Raw genomic sequence first — 22,342 nt, 5'->3', positions numbered from 1 at the left:
ATAGATATATGATGGTTGTAATGCTTGTGATTGGCTTGTTTGGCGCTAAAACCGCTTATGCAGTTCATCCTCAAATTGATGTTAAAAATAGTGACATTACCAGCACATTGTGTAGTGATGAAGAAGATATTTACTTTAGTGCTAAATTGAATAATGGAAAGTTTGCTTCATTGTGTGGATATAAGCATAAAAGCCCAGATACGGGGTATGTTAAATATAGATATGGTTTTCCAGATAATATTGAACTAGAGTATCCCAAAGATGAAGGAACCCCGAAAGGTAGATTTTTAACATACCATATTAGATTAAGTCCTAATGTTCAAGGGCGAACAATATTCTTCCATATTGGTAAATATAGATACGATATCAGTCATGTTGCTGGTAACTGTAGCGTATTTGCTTATGAGGGTAAAAAGGTAGTATTTGAATCTTTTTGTAATGAAGAATTATGGTTGAATACATTTGATGGGAGAATGTCTGGAAGATTAATACTTAATAAAGAGTTTGTAAAACGTTTTCCTCAGCAATTTCAAGACCCTACTGAGCCAGAGTTTCACTAAGGGTACAATAGGTGCTTAGTCTTTTGGGGTTACTTAACGGGTGGTTGATATTAAGGAGCGATTACTTTTTACATGTAGTATTTAAACTAGTTGTAAGAGTATGAGCAAACTTAAGCACGGTTCATAATGGCCGTAAATTGTGGTGTTTTCTTGGTTCCTTGTTTCTTAAACTGTATAGGATGAAAGTAATTATATGATTATCGAATCAATGGATAGTGAAAATGAACATATCTAGTTTGATAACGGTATTGTTAGCTCTCCTATTCGTTACTCTCCCTGTATTCGCTGAGTCTTTAGATATTACACCCAATTTTAGAATCGGAAAGTGTCAGCAAATCAAACAGGAAGCTGATCTGAATAAGTGCTTTGGTTATGAAAATGTACTCTCAACCTACGAGTTTGATAGAGATGGTGAGGAGTACCCCGCTACCATACTTTATCCAAGTGTCGAGGGAAAAACATTGCGTATTTTTTGGTTCGATGATCAAAGAACTGAGCCGAGAAGCGTGCAATTGACTGCCGATGGAAGCCAATGGCGAGTTGGACCTGAACTTTATGTGGGGTTGAGTAGTCAGGAGCTTACTAGAGTGAATAAGGCGAACTTTGCTGTGAGAGATTTCGATTTTGATGATCAAGGTGAGGTATTGTGGAAATCTGGCTATGTGCCAAGCGTTCTCGCGCCGGAGCGACTTCGAGTGTATCTAGATATTCAAAATGATTTGAGCACTGAGCAGATGATGGCTGTGAGCGGGCAAGGCGTGTTTTGTTCTTCTCATGCTGAAAAGCTGGGTGTAAAAATGGTAATCAAAGAGATTAACCTATATTTTTCAGACCAGCAGCGCTTTAAGGTGGATTGTAAAGATGTGGAAGAATAAGCAAGTAGTGCTGTCGCTTCAAAACAAATGATTGAAGCGACAACGCTCACTCTAGTTTGTTGATTCAACCTCTTCAGAACGAGTGTCTTTATTGACCGCTGTTTTAATCGACGAGTCAACATAAGGTGCATTAGTCAGGTTGATCTGTAGTTTAACTACGCGGCTTACTAACTCGACCAGCGGTTTCCATTTTACTTTTTTCTCTTTTTCAAACAGATAATCAAAGTTTTCGGGCGTCCAGTCCATGGTGTATTGTGGGTTGAGCGCTCGGCCTAAGAAGCGTACTTCATAATGAAGGTGAGGGCCGGTAGAGTTGCCTGAATTACCGCAAGTGGCAACCACATCACCTTTACTGACGAACTGACCACTTTTTACTTTGAAGCGTTGTAAGTGGGCGAAAGAGCTCATAAAGCCGAATGAATGGCGAATAGTTAAGAAATTGCCATATCCTTTCTTACTTGGTCGCACGGTTTCTACCACACCATCAGCGGGTGCGATGATCTCGGTGCCTCGTTTACAAGTGAGATCAATACCAGTATGTGTGTGGCGCTTACCTGTGATGGGGTTAGTACGACGACCGTACGAGGACGAAATTCGTAAATAGTCGAGCGGTGAATCGTTTGGAATGATACGAAACATCGTTGCACGTACAGCAGAGTCTACCGCCGCAGCATCGAGTCGATCTTCTAGATTTAGCTCACCTTCAGCCTCTTCGCTTGCTAGCCCTAAAACGGATTCTACATCGTAGACACGTTGGCCTAGTATATTAAGTTGGCTACTCTTCTCTTCAAGTTCTTGAGAAAGGCCATGAGTGGTATCTAATTGAGCAGAGTAGAGAGATTCAAAGTTAGACTTTTGCTCTGACACCTCTGTTAACTGTTGCTCAAGGGCTTCTACGTGTTTTTGAGTGTGTACCAACCAAGTTGCGGTACCTAAAATTGCCGTTGTTGTGGCAGCGAAAGCAATAAAAATGTTTTTTCTGCTGAGCGAGAAACGTTGTTCCCCTTTGCCAGCAGGGATAGATATAGTAATTTTTTTAGACATAAAACAGGATTAAGAGTGTTCACCTAAATCTGACAGGTGCTCAATTTCTCGATGCAGCAGCTTATCGTCACCCACATTGAGTTCAACGATACGCTTAATGTGGCTGATACTCTCTAGGTCAATGTGCTCAATGGATACCCGTAAGGTATGGTCATTTTTAGCAACGATTCGACCCACTAATTCGATTGTCACATCGCTGTCAGGCAATGAGAAGCGAATTGAAAGCGGTTTTAATTCCAACGATTCTGACTCATCACAAGTAACCAGAAGGCCATGCAAAGAAAGATCTTTGATGCTTGCTTCGACTTGATGTTCACCTTGGGTGATAATCGCAGGGGCTTTATATACGATGCGGGAAAAACGACGGCGTTCAATCATACTTAGTTCTCTTCCTGTTATTTCTGTTAGCTTAACAGAATAAATTAATTTGCTGTGTGGAGTCGCTCAAAGTTAATGATGGCGGGTCTTATAAAAGGTTTTTCATATTTACCGTATACAATAAAGGCCGCTATGATAGCGGCCTTTGCATAAAATTCAAGCGACTTTACGTAACGCTAACGTTACTTAGTCACACGCTTGTATTTAATACGGTGAGGTTCTGCTGCTTCAGGACCAAGAGTCTTCTTCAGCCACTCCATGTACTCATTGTAGTTACCTTCGTAGAAGTTCACTTGGCCTTCGTCGCGGTAATCAATGATGTGAGTAGCAATACGGTCTAAGAACCAACGGTCGTGCGAGATAACCATGGCACAACCAGGGAACTCAAGCAGTGCTTCTTCTAGTGCACGCAATGTTTCCACGTCAAGGTCGTTGGTTGGTTCATCGAGTAGCAGTACGTTACCGCCCGCTTTAAGAAGTTTAGCAAGGTGTACACGGTTACGTTCACCACCAGAAAGCTCGCCGATGATCTTTTGTTGATCTGAGCCTTTGAAGTTAAAGCGTGAACAGTATGCACGAGCAGGGATTTCGAAGTTGTTGATCTTGATGATGTCAGCGCCTTCAGAGATCTCTTGGTAAACGGTCTTAGTGTCATCCATTGAATCACGGAACTGATCAACAGAAGCCAGTTTAACGGTTTCACCCATCTCGATCGTACCCGCGTCAGGTTGCTCAGTACCACTTAGCATCTTGAATAGGGTAGATTTACCTGCACCGTTGGCACCGATGATACCGACGATAGCACCTTTAGGCATGTTGAATGATAGATCATCAATAAGAACGCGGCCGTCAAACGACTTGGTTAGGTTCTTAACTTCGATAACCTTATCACCTAGACGCTCACCTGGCGGGATGAATAGTTCGTTAGTCTCGTTACGTTTCTGACGATCGCCGCTTTGTAGTTCTTCAAAACGAGCCATACGCGCTTTAGATTTAGACTGACGACCTTTCGGGTTTTGACGAACCCACTCAAGTTCTTTTTCGATAGTCTTTTGGCGAGCTTTTTCTTGTGATGCTTCTTGTTGTAGACGCGCATCTTTTTGCTCAAGCCATGATGTGTAGTTACCTTCCCATGGAATACCTTCACCACGGTCAAGTTCTAGAATCCAACCCGCTGCGTTATCTAGGAAGTAACGGTCGTGGGTAATCGCAACAACAGTGCCGTTGTAATCCACTAGGAAGCGTTCTAGCCATGCTACTGATTCTGCATCCAAGTGGTTGGTTGGTTCGTCAAGAAGTAGCATGTCTGGCTTTTCAAGAAGAAGACGACAAATCGCAACACGGCGGCGTTCACCACCAGAAAGGTGTTCGATTTTTTGATCCCACTCAGGCAGACGAAGTGCATCAGCTGCACGCTCAAGCGCGTTTTCTAGGTTGTGACCATCTTTCGCTTGGATAAGCGCTTCTAGTTCACCTTGTTCTTTCGCGAGTGCATCGAAGTCAGCATCTTCTTCTGCGTAAGCTGCGTAAACTTCATCTAGACGCTTCATTGCACCAGCAACGTCAGATACCGCTTCTTCAACTACTTCACGAACGGTTTTAGATTCGTCTAGTACCGGTTCCTGAGGTAAGTAACCTACTTTTAAGCCAGGTTGTGGACGCGCTTCACCATCGATGTCGGTATCAATACCGGCCATGATGCGTAGTAGGGTAGATTTACCTGCACCGTTTAGACCCAAAACACCGATTTTTGCGCCAGGGAAGAAGCTAAGAGAAATGTCTTTAAGAATTTGACGCTTAGGTGGCACGATTTTGCTCACCCGCGACATGGTATATACGTATTCAGCCATTGCCGATCGTTCCTAAATTTCTTTGCACATAAAAGCGTATTTTACACCAACCAAACTCGGTTTGTTAGCCAAGTTAATAAATGGAAGTAATCGCACGCTGTGATTTCTATTTTATTAAATGTGTCACAGTTATATGAAATAATTTTTGTTTACACCTAAATACTTTACAGGACTGATTAGAATAGTCCTTAATGTTTATACCCAAACGTTTTCATAGCATCTGCTATTTTTGGGTAAACGACGATAATTTCTCATTAGGACGAGAAGAGATGACGCCAAGGTTTTCAAAACCACTGCATCGCCTTCCATCATCGCTATTGGCTTTTAGCGCGATGTTATGCAGTGTAAATGCTCATGCGAGCAAAGAATTAGATTTAAGCCAACAACGCAAAGTATACGATCAAGCTCAGCAGCTTTTAGATGATAGAAATATTGAACAATATCTGAGCATACGGCCTCAAATTGCCCATTATCCGCTGACACCTTATGTTGATTATCGTGTCTTCATGGCTCAGTTGGGTGATAAGTCCCCTCAAGAAGTGACCGCGTTTATTGAGCAAAACAGTAGCTTTCCGTTTTCCAATCGTATTCGCGCGCCCTATTTAGATAGACTGGCTCAGCAGAAAGAGTGGCAAGCATTGCTTCGTTTTCAAACCGAGCCTCCTCGCGGCGAGCAATATCAATGTCATTACTACAATGCATTGCTACAAACTGGTAATAAACAAGCGGCCTATAAAGGGGCAGAGCATCTTTGGTTACATGGAAAGAGCGTCTCTGATGCTTGTGACCCACTGTTTCAAGAATGGGATAAAGCGGGCTTAAGAACGGATCAACTTATCCTTGAACGTATGTTGCTTGCATTTGATGCGCGTAACGGCAAGTTACTCAACTATCTCGCTAAGCAGCTCGATAGCACCAGCGCGCGCAATAAAGCCAAGCAAATGGTGGCGTTATTTAACCAACCGGAGAAAGTTACCCAGTTTGCGATTAAGCAACCTGCGAAAGATTTCTATCAGCAACAAGCTGAAATGGCACTAGAAAAATTGGCGCGTAAAGATGTCACTAAAGCGCAACAGGCATGGTCGACAGTAGTTGAGCGCCAGCACTTGCCGGATGAACGAGCTCAGCAATTAGCGGATTACATTTCGTTTCGTCTAATTAATACCGATTCGCCAAGTTTAATCCAATGGCGAGACAGCAAAATAGCCACCACCTCCAATGTGAAGTTGCTAGAGCGTCGTTCTCGCTTAGCTATTCAACATGCAGATTGGCAAGGGGTGACTCAATGGATCGCTCTGATGCCAGAAGAGGCTCAGCAGTCGAATCGCTGGCAATACTGGCAAGGTCGTTCTGAGGTTGCACTTGGACAAACAAGTGAAGGCCAAAAGCGTTTAGAGTCTATTCTTGGCCAAAGAAACTTCTACAGTGTTGCAGCGGCTAAAGAGATTCAACGTTCGATTGAGTATCCCCAGACAACGTTTAGTTTAGATCGCAGCCGTGTCGAACCTTTTGCTACGAGTTTGACGCGAATTGATGAATTGATTGTGCGCGATAAAATTGCCGCAGCCAAGAGTGAATGGCGCTGGTTGCTGCGTCGTGCTGATAGCAAGCAAAAAGAGATGTTAGCGGCATACGCGGCGTATAAACGCTGGCATCACTTGACAGTGACGGCGAGTATTCAAGCCAAAATGTGGGATAACATCAAGTTGCGTTTCCCAGTCGCTCACAGCTGGTGGTTTAATTTCTATGGTGAGAAGCACAATATCGACCCAATAACGTTAATGTCGCTAGCTCGCCAAGAGAGTGCGATGGATGTTGAAGCAAGATCGCCTGTCGGTGCTCGTGGCATCATGCAAATTATGCCTTCAACCGCGAAGTATACGGCGAAAAAGTATCAGCTTTCCTATCGCGGAAGCCACGAGTTGTATGAAGTGGGGAAGAACATCGAAATTGGCAGTCACTACTTGCAAGGACTTTTAGAGCAATACGATAACAATCGAATTTTTGCATTTGCTGCGTATAATGCAGGGCCAGCAAGAGTGAAAACGTGGCGTTCTCGTACGCAAGGCAAATTAGATGCTTACGCCTTTATTGAGGCGATTCCTTTCAATGAAACTCGTGGTTATGTACAAAACATTTTAATGTTTGAAACTTACTACCGAGATTTGTTGGGGGCGGACGGTGCGTTTCTTAATCCTCATGAAGTGAACACCCAGTATTAGGCGCACAATTATGTCATTACAACCTGAATATCAAGAGTGGCAGCAAGTATTAGATCTGATTAAGCAGAGCACAGAATCCGAGCAACATGAAATGTTATTAACCATGTTACTTACGCCGGATGAGCGTGACTCTCTCGTTGCTCGTGTGAATATTTTCCGTGAGCTACTGAAAGGGGATTTATCTCAGCGCCAGATTAGCCAACTACTTGGCGTTGGTGTGGCCACCATTACTCGTGGTTCGAATGAGTTGAAATCGAAAAGCGGTGATGAAAAGCAGCAGATTGCTCACCTATTAAAAGTTGATTAATTAATCTCATTCAGGTGATTAGAAAAGGTGTCCTCGGACACCTTTTTTGTTTTTGGCTGCGTTATAAATTAGCAGGGAAGTGCTCAGGGTTAATAAAAGGGATCAAAGCCAATATGAGTGCCTGATGATAAACAGAGCTGCGAGTAAGCAAATCTTTGGTTAGCAAGCCAATTGCCCCGCCTTTTTGCTTGATGTTATTGGTGGCAAAGACCTCATCCATCACTGTGCCGAGCTCATTATCCGCAGACAACTTTTCAACCACGGCAGGGGGCAACATCAAACTGGCAGAGCGAGATTCACCGCTTCTATTTTCTGATTCAATCACCATCCAAGCAAAAGTAGTCTGTCCTTCATTGCCCGCTTCAAGCCCTACATAATAGTCCGCATTGGGTTGCTCTGCTTTGGCGTTTTTAACGCGATTGAGTGCGCCGAGGTGAGTTTCGTGATCGCCAATAGGTTGGTCAGCAACGCCACTTGGCACACTGACGCCGATAAACTCAAAAGGTTGCTCAGGGAAGCTTGCTGAAAAAGCACTTTCTACCGCTTTAATTTTGGCAGGGTTAAGCGAAGCGACAATAACTGTCTGGGTGGACATATCCGTTTACCTTCTTAGAAGAGACGAACTCTTTTAGCTGATGTAAATCGACCGGCGGTGATAAGTAGTAGCCTTGCATGAAATCGCATTTATTGTCGGCGAGCCAAGTATGCATGTCTTCTGATTCAATGCCTTCTGCGGTCACAATCATCGACTGTGAATGGCATAAATCGACCAATGGTTTTACTACTTTTCGGTTGTCGGTTTTAATCAAGGCGGCTAAGAATTCGCGATCCAGTTTAATTTTTTGTACTGGGTATTCTACAAGTTGTGTGATGGATGTATAGCCAGAACCAAAATCATCAATAGCCAGTTTAAAGCCCATGGTCGAGAGTTCATGCAACAAGGTATAGCTTTGTGAGTCGGTGGCGAACGTTTCGGTGATTTCAAAATCGATAAGATCTGGGCGCACTTTGTAGCGATGTGCCATGCGCTCAATAAACAGCGCCAGTTGTTTAGAGTCGAGTTCTGCTGAGGAGAGGTTAATCGACAGTTGGATGTCATGCTCGAACAGCGATTGAATCCCCACAAAATCACGAAATGCCTGCTCTATTACCCAACGGTCTATGTTACCGAATAATCCGGTCTTCTCTGAGATAGGGATGAACTCCGCCGGGTTTACTTTGCCTAGTTTTGGCGAGTTCCAGCGCAGCAGGGCTTCAACGCCCATTACCTTATCTCCTTGGCGGTTGTAATAGGGCTGATATTGCAAAGCAAACTCTTTGTTGTATTCACCACTTCGCAAGGCGCGCTCAACTTGGGTACGGCGTCGCACGGTATTGTCGAGTTCTTGCGAGTAGTAGGCTACTTGGTTTTTACCAGCTCGTTTGGCTTGGTACATCGCGGTATCTGCATTGGATAATAAGCTCGTTAGGTCGTTGCCATCATCTGGGTAGGCTGCGATACCTATGCTAGCAGTAATTGGGAAGCTACCTAATGGTGAGCTGCCGGTTTTCATTAATGGTTCAAGAATGGCCTCAGCCAAGGATTCGGCGTACGCATCCCTTTGTGAAGATGCAATGAAAATCGCAAATTCATCACCAGATAACCTTGAAGGAAGGCATTTTAGGCTGTGTTTCTTTTGCCAATCAAAGCATTGCACTTTGAGGTGGTTAGCAAAGTTAATCAGCAAGTTATCGCCAGTATTGTGTCCATACTTGTCATTCACATACTTAAAGTTATCTAAGTCGATATAAAGAATCCAAGCGTAGTGAAAGCGAATTTTATTGGCCAGAGTTCGCTCGACAGCGGTTTGAAACTGGTATCGATTGGCGAGTTGGGTTAAGTGGTCATTTTCTGCCAGCGCTTTGGTCTTTTGATAGCTTGAATGCAGTTCACGATACATTTCGTAAAAACGTACTGATAAACGGCCGATCTCATCGTCATTGGGCAGCTTTTCGATGTTATGGAGCTTTCGTTGCTCAACGTCCAATAGCTGTTTGTCTAATTTGGCGATCGGGCTAATGACGTGGCGATAGAGCAAGATTAATAAGATCAAAACCGTGACCAGAGCAGAACTGGCAAAAGAGAGCACCAACTTATGCTCGATGGTTTCAAGTTTATCGTTAAGCAAGTATTGAGCAGGATCTAAGGTGGCGTATAGCCCTGACTTTAATTCAACAGAGTGATTTAACCCAGATTTGTAAACAGGATGGTCGGTAAAGAAGATGCTGCTGTCGTTATCAAATTCGAGAATATGCTTGAGTTGGTCGAACTGACTTAAGGTGAGATAGACCACCACAAAGTAGATTTCGTCATTATCATAATTGAATGGGGTCACTAACGTATCGGGGTTAAGAATGTTGTAGCGAACCAAAACACTCTGACCTTGGTGGTTTTTGGTAAAGCCAGTATGAGTAAGCTGCCCAGAATGCTGATAGATATAATTAACGTAGCGCATCACCTTCTCATCAAACTTTGAGAAAGGGTCGCTTTGGCTGTCGGCAAAGAAACGAGCTTGACGTTGGTTGTTTAAGATTGCCACGCCGATGGTATCTTGCCCGCTAGACTGCAGCGTTGCTATGGTACGTTGCAAATCATCCTGCAACTCCATCTCTTTAAAGGGATTCTCTTGTGGATCGAGATAGTGACGAATGATGTCGCTTTTGGTGAGCGTGAGCGAATAACTGTTGATCAACGCATAAGATTGACGAAAGTGGCCTGCTAGCTTCTCCATTGTCAGCTGCAAGTAACTCGCTTCTCTTTTTATTAATGCGTCTTTTTGATTGTGATAAATGCTGTAACTCGATAAGGCAGCACTGAGTAACACAACTGGGGTAACAAGTAACAGGACTCTAGTATTGAGTTTCATGGCCTTTCAAATGCAATTTATTACGTCAGCTCTTGAGCTAATCGTTCGAGCTTGAGAACCCAATCGATTTGTTCTTGCTCGAATCATGATTGTATTGAGCGCTATGATGCATCAACTAATTGCGATTCATGCACAAGTTTTAGTCAACTTAATCAGTACGTTGCAGCTTTGAAGGTTGTTACATTTGTTGCAGTTATTTTGTGATATCGAAATGGTTGAAAGAGTGGCTGCGTAGGGAAGGTGTCATGTGAATTAAATAACGCTGACACATTTTAATTAAGCCACGCAAAGGCCAATGTGTCAGCGTGACAAGTCGAAATTTAAGTCAGTTTAACCTGAGTGGGTTTGACGTTTTCGCTTGGGTAGCAGCCGAGAACTTTCAGGTGCTTCGTGATTTTGGTTACTTCAGACAATGCTTGCTGCATATGTTCCGAATCTAGGTGAGCTTCCAAATCTACGTAGAACATTTCTTCCCACGGGTTACCCATTATTGGGCGCGACTCTAGCTTTGTCATATTGATGCCGTAACGCTGCAACACTAAGAGGGTAGCAACCAAAGAGCCGGCTTGTTGCGACGTTGACATGATCAGCGTGGTTTTCGCTGGAATTTGTGGTGACACTTCAACAGGCTTGCGCGCTACGATGATAAAGCGAGTGTGGTTTTCTGTTTGATTAGCAATATTGCCTTTGATCGATTGCAGTCCGTACAGTTTGCCACTGGAAGCGTTACCAATCGCTGCAATATCTGAGCGATTGAGTTCGCGAACTTTTTGCATCGCATCGGCAGTACTTGCGCAGGTTTCTAGCTTCACCCCTTTTAGGCGGCCGATAAACTCGCTGCATTGTTGGTGCGGTTGAGGGTGCGAGTAGAGGGTGGTGATATCTTCAAGACGAATATCTGATGTGGCGACTAAACAGTGCTCAATAGGCAAGGTTAGTTCACCGACAATATAGAGCGTTGTGTGTTGTAGAAGGTCATACACCTCATTAATTGAGCCAGAACTGGTGTTCTCAATTGGCAATACACCAAAATCAGCATGGCCTGATTCCACTGTATTGGCGACTTCTTTAAAGCCTTCACAATTTAACTCAATCAGCTCAGTGTTTTTTCGGCTGAAGTACTCTCGGCTTGCTAGGTGAGAATATGAGCCCTTAGAACCAAGGAATGCGACGCGAGCAAGTGGCTTACGGCTTTGTTCTGGGTTGGCTAGGTTCTGCAAGTATGATTGCTGAAGAAGGACAGAGTCTTCAATGATAGTGTGGAACAGCTTAGTAATGTATTGCGCGTCAAGTTGGTATTTGTTTTGACCATTATCGATCAGCTTAACCAATAGTTGCTGCTCTCGCTCAGCATCACGAACAGGTTTGGATGTCTCAACCTTGCTCTTGGCAACTTCAATACTCATTTGGCGACGCTCAGAGAGTAGCTGTAGCAATTGATCGTCGAGCTCGTTTAGACGCAGTCGAATTTCGTCGAGCGAGTATTTTTGTTCAGTCATCCTATTTTCCTTACATAAAAAAACCTCCCTTTGGGAGGCTTTCTGTTCGTTTTTGACTTATCTTGCGAAACGAGTGAGCCTCCAAAAGTTATTGGAGAAAAAACAAGTCAAAAAAGAACAGAGTGTTTGATGTCATAAATCGTTTATTTTTAGTGGGTTCGTAAACACAATAAGCAACCGAGTTTTCAGCGTCAAGCAAAAAAATAGCGCCTTTCGGCGCTATTTTTCATGGTTTACTTTACTCCGCTTCTTCAAGTTCAGGTTTGTCTGCTCGACGAGCTTCTGGTTTGTGGCGCAGTTTGTTTAGCTGACGTTCTAGTTTCTGTTCTACCTCGTTAACGGCAGCGTATAAATCTTCATGTGTTGCTGAAGCGACCAATTTCCCTTTTGGAATGGTAATTACGGCTTCAAACTTTTTCTGTTTATTCGGTTCTTCGCTAAAGCTTGCTTGGCATCCGATGATGTCCACTTGCCACTTTTCTAGCTTTTTAAACTTGCTCTCAATGTGATTGCGGATTGCAGAGGTGATGTCGATATTTTTGCCAGTGATGTTTACTTTCATAGATGTTTTCCTCTGTTGCATCCCTCATGGGTTAACTCCAGATTACTCATCCATACTCAAAAGAATGTGACGTAGATCTTGTTTTGGGGTGGGTTTTTAGCGTTCAAATTCAATTGTGATCTAATTCAAAATGTCTTTAGATAAGCGCATAAAAATGCTTGAGAAACTTTGAAAACGCTTTAGATTGGGAGTTGTAAGTTGCTAAAAATCATTCGCTTTTTAGGGACTTCATTCGACCTCAATAAACCCTCTGTTCAATCTTTATTCACCTTGCCTTTGTGATTTAGTTCACTATTGAATCTTCAATTTATTGCTTTGGTTAATTTAGTGCATCTTAGCTGGCGAATAAATATCCTTTCTTTTTGTTGGCAGGCCTAATCCGTACGATAACGCAATTCACTTTTTAATATCACTTGTTGTTAATTGTTTTATTGTTGCTTTCAAGTTTATAAAACTAAATTTGCGAGCAATGAGTGTTATAAAACATATTTCACTGCAATTAATTTGTATTGGGGGTATATCAAGCTGCTCTATAGGCTCTTTCTTGGTGATTAATGTTATTAAGTGGGGCGTTTTAATTGAAAAGTTTGGTGTTTATGAAGTTTAAAGATATCTCAATCAAGAAAAAGGTATCCGCTGTATTTGTATTGATTGCACTAGCAGTGGTTATTCTCATGGCTTTTATTAGCAATCAAGTCACTCAGGTTCGTGATGCGATGAATGTATTTGCGACCACAACCGTTCCTAGCGTCCTTCAAGTAAAGAATATGCAAATCAGCATAGAAGAGATTCGTCGCGATCAATACGCATTAGCTGCGAACCCTAATGATAAGTTAGTACCAATCTGGCATGAAAACATCGCTACTTTCGTGAATGAAATTAACACCAGCCTTGATACTTATCGTCAAGGTTTATGGGATGAACGTGATCGAATTGCTTTTGCAGAACTCGAAAAACGCTGGCAGGTTTATCATCATCAAATCAACCTTTTTACTGAATTGATGCAGCATGGCGATATCGCCGAAGCGAACCGAGTTACAGTTGAAGGCTATGATGAGTATCAGGCAGCCTTTAGTGCAATGACTGGGTTGGAGGAAATTAACCAGATTTATATCAGTGAGGATAATGAGGTTGCTCATCAGAGAGTTGAGCATACGTTCATTGTTGGCGCAATTGGATCTCTGGCCGTGATTAGCTTTATGTTGGTGGTTGCTACGTTATTGATAAAACAGATTTGTGATCCTTTAGACTTGGTAATTGCTTTGGCACAGCGAATTAGTCGTGGCGATCTTACTGGTCGATTAGCTCGCGATAAAATTGGCAATGATGAATTGGGTGATTTAGCAGATGCATGTCAGACAATGCAAAATGGGTTAAATCAAATGGTGGAAGAGATTGCTAGTGCATCTACTCAGTTAGCAACCTCTATCGAAGAGGTTAGCGCAGTCTCTGCTCAAACAGAGCAAGGTATGGCTAGTCAACAGCATGAGTTGGAAATGGTATCAACGGCGATGACGCAACTCCAATCTACGGTTAATGAAGTGGCTAATAACACAGAAGAGGCCTCTAGTGCGGCAACCGAAGCTAATACTAGTACTGCGCAGGGGGCAGGGAGTATTACATTAGGAGTTCAGCAAATAGAGAAGGCAAAGGATGTGATTGAGGACGCTGGTAGTATGGTTGCTCAGTTAGAAAAAGACTCTAGTGATATCAGTATGGTGGTTGATGTGATTCAAGGAATCGCTGAACAAACTAATCTACTTGCGCTGAATGCGGCAATCGAAGCGGCACGAGCTGGTGAGCAAGGCCGAGGTTTTGCTGTTGTGGCAGATGAGGTAAGGACGTTAGCAGGACGAACTCAAAGTTCTACTGAAGAGATCGTCACCATTATTGGACAACTTCAAGATAGAGCGAAACGTGCGGTAGAAGCGACCAATCAAAGCTGTGAGATAATTAATCGTTGTAATGAGCAGGCGATTGAAACGGGAGAGACCATGAGGGGGATTAATATCTCCATTGAAAATATCGCGAATATGAATATTCAGATTGCTAGCGCTTGCAGTGAACAAAGCTCTGTTTCTGAAGAGCTGCAACGTAATGTAGATAACATTCAACATTCGTCGACTGAAGTTGCCGCAGGAGCTACGCAAACGGCTCAAGCTTGTGCAGAATTGAGTCAGTTAGCTTCAAATATGCAAGTTATTATTCATCGCTTTAAAGTAGCGTAAGACGGAAAGTCACTGAATAGAGCTGCTAACTATAATTTCGTAGATATTTGTTAACGGAGCGCATTTCTGCGCTCTTTTTTTGTCGATAAGTTTTTTAATTAATCTTTATTACGGCCTCAGTTTAAATGGTTCAACCATGGAAAACTTGGTCTGGATTTGTTCAAAAGAGTGATTAGCTCCCATTGCTCTGGGAGTTTATTGTGGTTTTAGCAAGACTTTATATCTTGATTTTAACGTAGGTTATTCTGCAAACATACAATTCGTATTGGAACTAACATCCTTAATTGGAACCTCTCAAGTCGTAAACCGTGAAGTGTGACGAGTCTTTGTTTTATTTAATTCTTAATTTTTGAGTTTAAGCGATATAACGCGCCACTTATATTTCATTTTCGTGGAATTTAATTTCGTTTATTTATTTTTTGGTAATTTTATTGGTGGTGAGTAATGAGATTCAAAGATTTTAAAGTTAAGCATAAGGTGGCTGCTATTTTTGTCGCTATTTCTTTGGCCGTAATACTACAGATCGCATTTATGGTTAAACAAATAAGTAACGTTAGAGATTCTATGCTGGTTTTTTCAGATGTTAGTGTCCCAAGTGTTTTGTTAGTAAAAGATATGCAAATTAACCTTGAAGAGATCAGACGTGATCAATATGCCTTACTGTCTAATCCTACACATGAATTGGTTCCAATTTGGCAGCAAAATATGGTTGATTTTCAAGCTCAGCTTGAACAAAGGTTATTTGATTATCAGAGTTATGTGTGGGACGCGAAAGAGCGTGAATATTACGAGAAAGTGGAAGTAAACTGGAGAGAGTATTTAGAGCAAATAGAAAGCTTTCGAATAGCGTTTAGTGCCGGAGAAATAGGTAAAGCAGGTCAATTGACGATTGATGGATATGAGGATTATCAAAATGCTTTTAAATCTCTGACAGAGCTAGAGGGATTAAACCGGGAGTTCATTGTCGAAAAGAGGGCGCTGGCGAATGAACAGGTGACTCAAACCTTTATGGTTAGCTTTATAGGTATCGCTTGTGTTCTTACTTTTATGGTTTTTGCAGGGTGGGGATTAACTCGGCAAGTATGTTCACCTCTTGTCCGTGTGATGGCGCTAGCTCAAAGCATTACCAATGGTGATTTAACACAAGCAATCGATAGAGAAAAAATTGGTAATGATGAGTTTGGGAAGTTGGCCGATACTTGTCAAAAAATGCAAGATAACCTTAAGTCAATCATAGAGCAAATAGCGAGTTCGTCTACACAGTTAGCGAGCTCGATTGAAGAGGTGAGTGCAGTATCGACGCAGACAGAGCAAGGTATGGTGAGCCAGCAAAGCCAATTATCCTTAGTCGCAACAGCTATGACTCAGTTACAAGCAACTGTTAATGAGGTTGCAGCTAATACTGAAGAAGCGTCGAATGCAGCGATGATTGCAAATGACAATATAAATGATGGGACTAAGAGCATTAAAGAAGGAATAAGCCAGATCTCTCATGCCCAACAAGTCGCTGAGTCTACAGGAGACATGGTTACTAAGCTTGAAAAAGATTCTAGTGACATCAGTATGGTTGTTGACGTCATTCAAAGTATCGCAGAGCAAACAAACTTGCTTGCTTTAAACGCAGCGATAGAGGCTGCTAGGGCGGGTGAAAAAGGCCGCGGTTTTGCTGTTGTTGCCGATGAGGTCAGAACGTTAGCGGGGCGAACCCAGAGCTCTACCGAAGAGATTGTTGCGATAATCAATCAATTGCAAGAGCGAGCAATGCGAGCAGTAGAAGCGACAAATCAGAGTTGCGATATAATCAATCAATGTAATGAGCAGTCGACAGTGACAGGAACAACGATAGGAGACATAAGTTCTTCCATTGAAAATATTGCGAATATGAACATTCAGATCGCTAGTGCATGTAGTGAACAAAGCTCTGTTTCCGAGGAGTTGCAACGTAATGTAGACAATATTCATCATTCATCGACTGAAGTTGCCGCAGGTGCAACACAAACGGCTCAAGCTTGCATAGAGTTGAGTCAGTTAGCTTCTAATATGCAAAATATTATTCATCGTTTTAAAGTGGCGTAATGACCCATCCTAGTATGGGGTATAAATACAAAATTAAAAGCTCACCAAGTGGTGAGCTTTTTTGAATCAATCGTGCTTAAAGCGGATTCTTCGATATCAATTGTCGAGTGCGATTGGCCGCATCGGTTAAGCCTAGCTCTTGGTAAGCTTCTAATTGAATTTCGAGTGATTTACGCGCAGCTACCGTATCAGGGTAGGTTTTTTGCAATTCTTGGCAGCGGTTGATAGCTGCAATCCATGCTTCACGGCGCAGATAAAAATCAGCTGTGGCTAAATCGTATTCCGCTAGGCGGTTCTTAAGCGCGAACATGCGCTTTTGCGCATCTTTTGCGTAGGCACTTTCTGGGTAGCGCTCAAGTAGCTTTTTGAAATCAGCGAAAGCGGCTTTTACTGGCTCTGGATCGCGGTCGCTACGATCGATATTGAATATATCGTGCATAAAGTTTCGATCTTGAGCCATATGGCTTAGACCGCGCATGTATAAAATCCAGTCAAGTTTTTCATGAGTTGGGTTCAAGCGCATAAAGCGTTCAATCGTTGCTAGACCTAACGCTAAATCGTCGTTTTTGTAGTAAGCGTAGATAAGATCAAGCTGAACCTGCTCAGAGTACGCACCGAATGGGTAGCGCGAATCTAGTGCTTCTAGCTTTTCAATCGCGGTAATCCAGCTACCACTTTGAAGAGAAATTTGAGCATCAGAGTAAAGTTCTGATGGTGGTACATCTGGGACGATTTGTTCGCTGCCGCTACTGCAGCCTACTAATAGAGTTAATGCTAAAAGCCCAGATAAAGTATGCTGTTTCATGTCAGGAGTCGATTCCTTGAAGTAAATAATTCTGTCGCTTCCGTTACTTTCTTGTCGGTAGCAGATACAATGGTGCAATATTCTTCCACACTCGTGACAATTAGTCTCACAGTTTTTGAAAAAGTTCGATATGGCTCAGCAGATTGAATTAACTAATACAGTAAAAGATAGCCAATTAGGTCAACGTCTTGACCAAGCTATCGCCGAAATTTTTGCCGACTTCTCTCGTTCGCGCCTGAAAGAATGGTTGCTAGCGGGTAAGGTTCAAGTCGATGGCGAGGTCATTACCAAGCCTAGAACCAGAGTTATGGGCGGCGAAGTCATTACCCTGCAAGCGGAACTTGAGGATGAAGAACGCTGGGAAGCGCAAGATATTCCGTTGGATATTGTTTACGAAGATGACGATATCATCGTAATCAATAAACCGCGTGACTTTGTTGTTCACCCAGGTGCGGGTACGCCAGATGGTACAGTGCTAAACGCATTGTTACATCATTATCCTGCGATTGCAGAAGTGCCTCGTGCAGGTATTGTTCACCGTCTTGATAAAGACACAACAGGTTTGATGGTTGTCGCTAAAACAGTTCCAGCACAAACTCGTTTAGTGCGCGCACTGCAAAAGCGTAAGATCACCCGTGAGTACGAAGCGATTGCGATTGGTCGTATGACGGCTGGTGGTAAAGTTGATCAACCTATTGGTCGTCACTCTACTAAGCGTACATTGATGTCGGTAGCCCCGCTCGGTAAACCAGCGGTGACGCATTACCGTGTGGCGGAGCACTTCCGTGAACATACGCGTATTCGTCTACGTCTAGAAACCGGCCGTACGCACCAAATCCGTGTGCATATGTCTTACTTGCAGCATCCACTGTTGGGTGATACTGCCTACGGTGGTCGTGCACGCATCCCGCAAGGTGCAACTCAAGAGCTTACGGATATGATTCGAGCATTTGATCGTCAAGCACTGCACGCAGTAATGCTTCGTTTTGATCACCCAGTGACGGGCGAAGAGCTTGAGTTCCATGCTCCTGTGCCTAATGACATGGTGGTGATGGCTGAAGCGCTGCGCAAAGATGCTGAAGAGCATGGTCTAGAAGAAGACTACTAAACGGTCTAAACGAGGTTTTCGATGTCTTTCTTAGTACCTAATTGGAAAGTACCACCCCATGTAAAGGCCGTTGCTTCTACGCGGCAAGGTGGTTTCTCAACTAATGAGTATTTAGGGCTTAACCTAGGTACGCATGTTGGGGACGATGCTGATCTCGTTGCTAGTAATAGAGCGCAGCTTGTTGAACTCGCTCAAATGCCGAGTGCGCCTGTTTGGCTTAATCAAACACACTCAACCAAAGTTGCTGAAGTTTTTGCACCAAGCTCAGAGATACTTGATGCCGACGGTGTATATACCAGTGCAACTGGTGTTGTGTGCTCAGCCATGACAGCCGATTGTTTGCCAGTACTGCTAACAGATAGTAAAGGTACACAAGTTGCTGCGGTGCATGCGGGATGGCGTGGCCTTGCAAACGGTATCGTTGAAAATGCCGTTGAGAAATTCTCCGGTGAAGTGATTGCATGGCTTGGCCCCGCGATTGGCCCCAGTGCATTTGAAGTTGGAGAGGATGTGCTTAACGCATTCGCAGATTTTGATGCGCAAGCCATTGATGCATTTCAACCGACAGGTGAATACGGTAAATGGTGGGCGAACATGGATGAGCTAGCCACGCAGCGATTAAACAAGCTAGGGGTTACGCAAGTCTTTACAAGTGGTCTTTGTACCTACTCTGAACCTGAGCGTTTTTACTCTTACCGACGCGATGGTGTCACTGGCAGGCAAGCCACTTTTATTTGGCTTGAATCCCACTAAAGAAATGATGAAAGGCTGACTAGTGTCAGCCTTTTTGTTATCTGCGTAAATGTTTTCGTTTTTGCTTCTGATGCCCTTGAAATTCTTGTGGTCAGTATCCATCTTTTGTTTTGATTAATAGAATTTTTCCGTTGAGGTTAGGAAGGTTGGTATGCGTCTAGACAGGTTTACTAGCAAGTTTCAAATCGCTATTTCTGATGCGCAGTCATTAGCGTTAGGTCGTGACCATCAATATATTGAACCGGTGCATTTAATGGTGGCACTGATGGATCAAAATGGCAGCCCCATTCGTCCATTGCTCACCATGCTCAATATCGATATTACCCATTTGCGTTCAAAACTAAGTGAAATCCTAGATCGCTTACCTAAAGTGAGCGGTATTGGTGGGGATGTACAGCTTTCTAGCGGCATGGGTACGCTGTTTAATTTGTGCGATAAAGTGGCGCAAAAGCGACAAGACAGTTACATCTCATCAGAAGTATTCCTACTCGCAGCACTAGAAGATCGTGGTCCTTTAGGTGCGCTGTTAAAAGAGCTCGGCCTGACAGAAGCCAATTTATCTGAAGCGATCGATAAGATCCGTGGTGGTCAGAAAGTCAATGATCCAAATGCAGAAGAACTTCGCCAAGCCCTTGAGAAGTTCACCATCGATCTTACTGAGCGTGCAGAGCAGGGCAAACTTGACCCTGTTATTGGCCGTGATGATGAAATTCGCCGCACAATACAGGTGCTGCAACGCCGTACTAAAAATAACCCTGTGATCATCGGTGAGCCTGGTGTGGGTAAAACCGCCATTGTTGAAGGCTTAGCACAACGCATCATTAATAATGAAGTGCCTGAAGGTCTACGCAACAAACGTGTGTTGTCATTAGATATGGGCGCGTTGGTTGCAGGTGCAAAATACCGTGGCGAATTTGAAGAACGTTTGAAATCGGTTTTGAATGAACTTTCTAAAGAAGAAGGTAATGTCATTCTTTTCATCGATGAAATTCATACCATGGTCGGTGCCGGTAAAGGTGAAGGCTCAATGGATGCGGGTAACATGCTAAAACCTGCCCTTGCGCGAGGTGAACTGCATTGTGTTGGTGCGACAACATTAGATGAACATCGTCAATACATTGAGAAGGATCCTGCTTTAGAGCGACGTTTCCAAAAAGTGCTGGTGGATGAACCAAGTGTGGAAGATACAGTAGCAATTCTACGTGGCCTAAAAGAGCGCTATGAGTTGCACCATCATGTTGAGATTACCGACCCTGCAATTGTCGCTGCGGCTAGCCTATCTCATCGTTATGTCTCAGATCGTCAGTTACCAGATAAAGCCATCGATTTGATTGATGAAGCGGCATCAAGCATCCGGATGCAAATTGACTCCAAACCAGAATCTTTGGATAAGTTAGAGCGCAAAATCATTCAGCTTAAAATTGAGCAGCAAGCGCTGAGCAATGAAAATGATGAAGCGAGTGAAAAACGCTTAGCAACACTTAACGAAGAGCTGCAAGAGAAGGAACGCGAATTTGCTGAGCTCGATGAAGTATGGAATGCAGAAAAAGCGGCACTGTCTGGTACACAACATATTAAAGCGGAGCTTGAACAAGCGCGCATGGATATGGAGTTTGCACGCCGCGCTGGTGACTTAAATCGAATGTCAGAGCTGCAATATGGACGAATCCCTGAATTAGAGAAGCAGTTAGACTTAGCAACTCAAGCTGAAATGCAAGAGATGACGTTATTACGCAATAAAGTCACCGATGTAGAGATTGCTGATGTATTGTCTAAGCAGACAGGCATTCCTGTTTCTAAGATGCTTGAAGCTGAAAAAGAAAAACTATTACGAATGGAGCAGGTGCTGCATAAACGCGTGATTGGTCAAAAAGAAGCAGTTGAAGTGGTATCCAATGCGATACGCCGTAGCCGAGCGGGTCTGTCAGATCCGAACAAGCCAATAGGTTCTTTCTTATTCTTAGGCCCAACAGGTGTGGGTAAAACGGAACTATGCAAAACACTAGCTAGCTTTATGTTTGATAGTGAAGATGCCATGGTTCGTATCGACATGTCTGAGTTTATGGAAAAACATTCAGTCGCGCGTTTGGTTGGTGCGCCTCCTGGTTATGTTGGTTATGAAGAAGGTGGTTACTTAACCGAAGCGGTTCGTCGTAAACCTTATTCAGTAATTCTGCTTGATGAAGTTGAAAAGGCGCATCCAGACGTATTCAACATTTTACTGCAAGTATTAGATGATGGCCGTTTGACTGATGGCCAAGGTCGTACGGTAGATTTCCGCAATACCGTTGTGATCATGACGTCGAACTTAGGCTCTTCAAGAATCCAAGAAAACTTTAATGCACTGGATTACCAAGGTATTAAAGATCAAGTAATGGATGTTGTAACTAAACACTTTAGACCTGAGTTCTTAAACCGTGTTGATGAGAGCGTGGTATTCCATCCATTGGGTCAAGACCATATCAAGTCGATTGCGGCTATTCAGTTATTACGTTTAGCAAAACGCATGGAAGAAAGAGGCTATCATCTAGAGGTGTCTGAAAAAGCGCTCGATATGATTGCTCAAGTTGGCTTCGATCCAGTCTATGGCGCTCGACCATTGAAACGCGCAATTCAACAAAGTGTCGAAAACCCATTAGCGAAAGCCATCTTATCTGGCCGAGTGATACCGGATAAAACAGTGAAACTGGTGGTCAATAACGATCAAATCATCGCGCATCAGTAATGGTTCAAAAATTCATTCAATCAATAAAGGGGCTTTTTAGTCCCTTTTTGCTTGGTTTTTGATGGTTTTGCTTAATTAGTATCCGAACAGCTCGAAAAGAGCTAATTAATTTAAAATTACTATTGTGTTCGGAAATAAACTACCTATAATGCGCCTCCGTTGTCACGGGAAACCAAGCAAATATGCAGGCAACGAAGACGGCGAAAGTTACTTAGCTAACTTTCAGAGAAATAACTAAAAAAGTGTTTGACACGAATGGTTATCTCGCTAAAATGGCCGTCCTGTTTGAGTGAAGCTCAACAGAATGTTCTTTAACAATATAAACCTATCAATCTGTGTGGGCACTCGTTGATGATAATCCAATTAGATAGCTTAGCTATCAAATTAGGTTTCAATGAAACGAAGTGACCATTGAGTCGAAAGACTCAGCACAGTCAATTCAAA

General features: G+C 43.1%; 17 protein-coding genes and 1 other annotated feature. Of the genes, 9 read left to right on the top strand and 8 right to left on the bottom strand.

What is annotated here, in order from left to right:
* Positions 1-8 precede the first annotated feature (8 nt).
* Complete coding sequence (locus MU515_RS12775) at positions 9-560, top strand: hypothetical protein (protein ID WP_260260817.1); 552 nt, start codon at positions 9-11, stop codon at positions 558-560.
* A 221-nt stretch (positions 561-781) separates the two neighbouring features.
* On the top strand, positions 782-1,435 hold the full coding sequence (locus MU515_RS12770; RefSeq protein WP_260260816.1) for a hypothetical protein: 654 nt from the start codon (positions 782-784) through the stop codon (positions 1,433-1,435).
* A gap of 51 nt (positions 1,436-1,486) precedes the next feature.
* Here the strand turns inward: MU515_RS12770 and MU515_RS12765 are convergent, their stop codons facing one another.
* From MU515_RS12765 to ettA, 3 genes are all read right to left on the bottom strand, one after another.
* Entirely contained in the window at positions 1,487-2,479 is a 993-nt protein-coding gene (locus tag MU515_RS12765; RefSeq protein ID WP_260260815.1) for a M23 family metallopeptidase, read from the bottom strand.
* Positions 2,480-2,488: 9 nt separating this feature from the next.
* The gene (locus MU515_RS12760) at positions 2,489-2,857 is read right to left on the bottom strand and encodes a PilZ domain-containing protein (protein ID WP_260260814.1); all 369 of its coding nucleotides are present in this window, start codon (positions 2,855-2,857) and stop codon (positions 2,489-2,491) included.
* Positions 2,858-3,039: 182 nt separating this feature from the next.
* Entirely contained in the window at positions 3,040-4,707 is a 1,668-nt protein-coding gene (gene ettA, locus MU515_RS12755) for an energy-dependent translational throttle protein EttA (protein WP_260260813.1), read from the bottom strand.
* A gap of 269 nt (positions 4,708-4,976) precedes the next feature.
* On the opposite strand from ettA, the gene sltY reads away from it, so the two are divergent.
* Both sltY and trpR read left to right on the top strand, forming a co-directional pair.
* Entirely contained in the window at positions 4,977-6,929 is a 1,953-nt protein-coding gene (gene sltY / locus MU515_RS12750) for a murein transglycosylase (RefSeq protein ID WP_260260905.1), read from the top strand.
* A 10-nt stretch (positions 6,930-6,939) separates the two neighbouring features.
* Entirely contained in the window at positions 6,940-7,236 is a 297-nt protein-coding gene (gene trpR, locus MU515_RS12745) for a trp operon repressor (protein WP_260260812.1), read from the top strand.
* Between the two features lie 61 nt (positions 7,237-7,297).
* Here the strand turns inward: trpR and yjjX are convergent, their stop codons facing one another.
* The 4 genes from yjjX to hpf form a co-directional block, all read right to left on the bottom strand.
* A complete protein-coding gene (gene yjjX / locus MU515_RS12740; RefSeq protein ID WP_260260811.1) occupies positions 7,298-7,831 on the bottom strand; it encodes an inosine/xanthosine triphosphatase in 534 nt (177 codons plus the stop codon).
* Positions 7,797-10,142, bottom strand: a complete 2,346-nt coding sequence (locus tag MU515_RS12735) for a putative bifunctional diguanylate cyclase/phosphodiesterase (RefSeq protein WP_260260810.1) — start codon at positions 10,140-10,142, stop codon at positions 7,797-7,799. Before MU515_RS12735 ends, yjjX begins: the two co-directional genes overlap by 35 nt.
* A gap of 320 nt (positions 10,143-10,462) precedes the next feature.
* A complete protein-coding gene (pheA, locus tag MU515_RS12730; RefSeq protein WP_260260809.1) occupies positions 10,463-11,641 on the bottom strand; it encodes a prephenate dehydratase in 1,179 nt (392 codons plus the stop codon).
* Positions 11,642-11,654: 13 nt separating this feature from the next.
* Positions 11,655-11,775, bottom strand: a sequence feature (Phe leader region).
* Positions 11,776-11,879: 104 nt separating this feature from the next.
* Positions 11,880-12,203 carry a ribosome hibernation-promoting factor, HPF/YfiA family gene (gene hpf, locus MU515_RS12725; protein ID WP_260260808.1) on the bottom strand — a complete coding sequence of 108 codons (324 nt, stop codon included), beginning with the start codon at positions 12,201-12,203 and terminating at the stop codon, positions 11,880-11,882.
* Positions 12,204-12,799: 596 nt separating this feature from the next.
* Between hpf and MU515_RS12720 the strand changes: the two genes are divergently transcribed.
* The gene (locus MU515_RS12720; RefSeq protein WP_260260807.1) at positions 12,800-14,431 is read left to right on the top strand and encodes a methyl-accepting chemotaxis protein; all 1,632 of its coding nucleotides are present in this window, start codon (positions 12,800-12,802) and stop codon (positions 14,429-14,431) included.
* Between the two features lie 444 nt (positions 14,432-14,875).
* Entirely contained in the window at positions 14,876-16,507 is a 1,632-nt protein-coding gene (locus MU515_RS12715) for a methyl-accepting chemotaxis protein (protein ID WP_260260806.1), read from the top strand.
* A 76-nt stretch (positions 16,508-16,583) separates the two neighbouring features.
* Here MU515_RS12715 and MU515_RS12710 read toward each other — a convergent pair whose 3' ends face one another.
* The gene (locus tag MU515_RS12710; RefSeq protein WP_260260805.1) at positions 16,584-17,312 is read right to left on the bottom strand and encodes an outer membrane protein assembly factor BamD; all 729 of its coding nucleotides are present in this window, start codon (positions 17,310-17,312) and stop codon (positions 16,584-16,586) included.
* 130 nt (positions 17,313-17,442) lie between these two features.
* Here MU515_RS12710 and rluD point away from each other — a divergent pair, with 130 nt between their 5' ends.
* From rluD to clpB, 3 genes are all read left to right on the top strand, one after another.
* Positions 17,443-18,420, top strand: coding sequence for a 23S rRNA pseudouridine(1911/1915/1917) synthase RluD (gene rluD / locus MU515_RS12705; RefSeq protein WP_260260804.1), 978 nt, complete (start codon positions 17,443-17,445; stop codon positions 18,418-18,420).
* A 21-nt stretch (positions 18,421-18,441) separates the two neighbouring features.
* A complete protein-coding gene (gene pgeF, locus MU515_RS12700) occupies positions 18,442-19,173 on the top strand; it encodes a peptidoglycan editing factor PgeF (RefSeq protein ID WP_260260803.1) in 732 nt (243 codons plus the stop codon).
* Between the two features lie 151 nt (positions 19,174-19,324).
* Complete coding sequence (clpB, locus tag MU515_RS12695; RefSeq protein ID WP_260260802.1) at positions 19,325-21,898, top strand: ATP-dependent chaperone ClpB; 2,574 nt, start codon at positions 19,325-19,327, stop codon at positions 21,896-21,898.
* Positions 21,899-22,342 lie beyond the last annotated feature (444 nt).

Source organism: Vibrio intestinalis (assembly GCF_025195085.2).
In the GTDB taxonomy this organism is placed as follows: Bacteria; Pseudomonadota; Gammaproteobacteria; order Enterobacterales; family Vibrionaceae; genus Vibrio; species Vibrio intestinalis.
The sequence above is the reverse complement of the archived record's forward strand: the minus strand, read 5'-3'. Positions and strand labels throughout refer to the sequence as shown.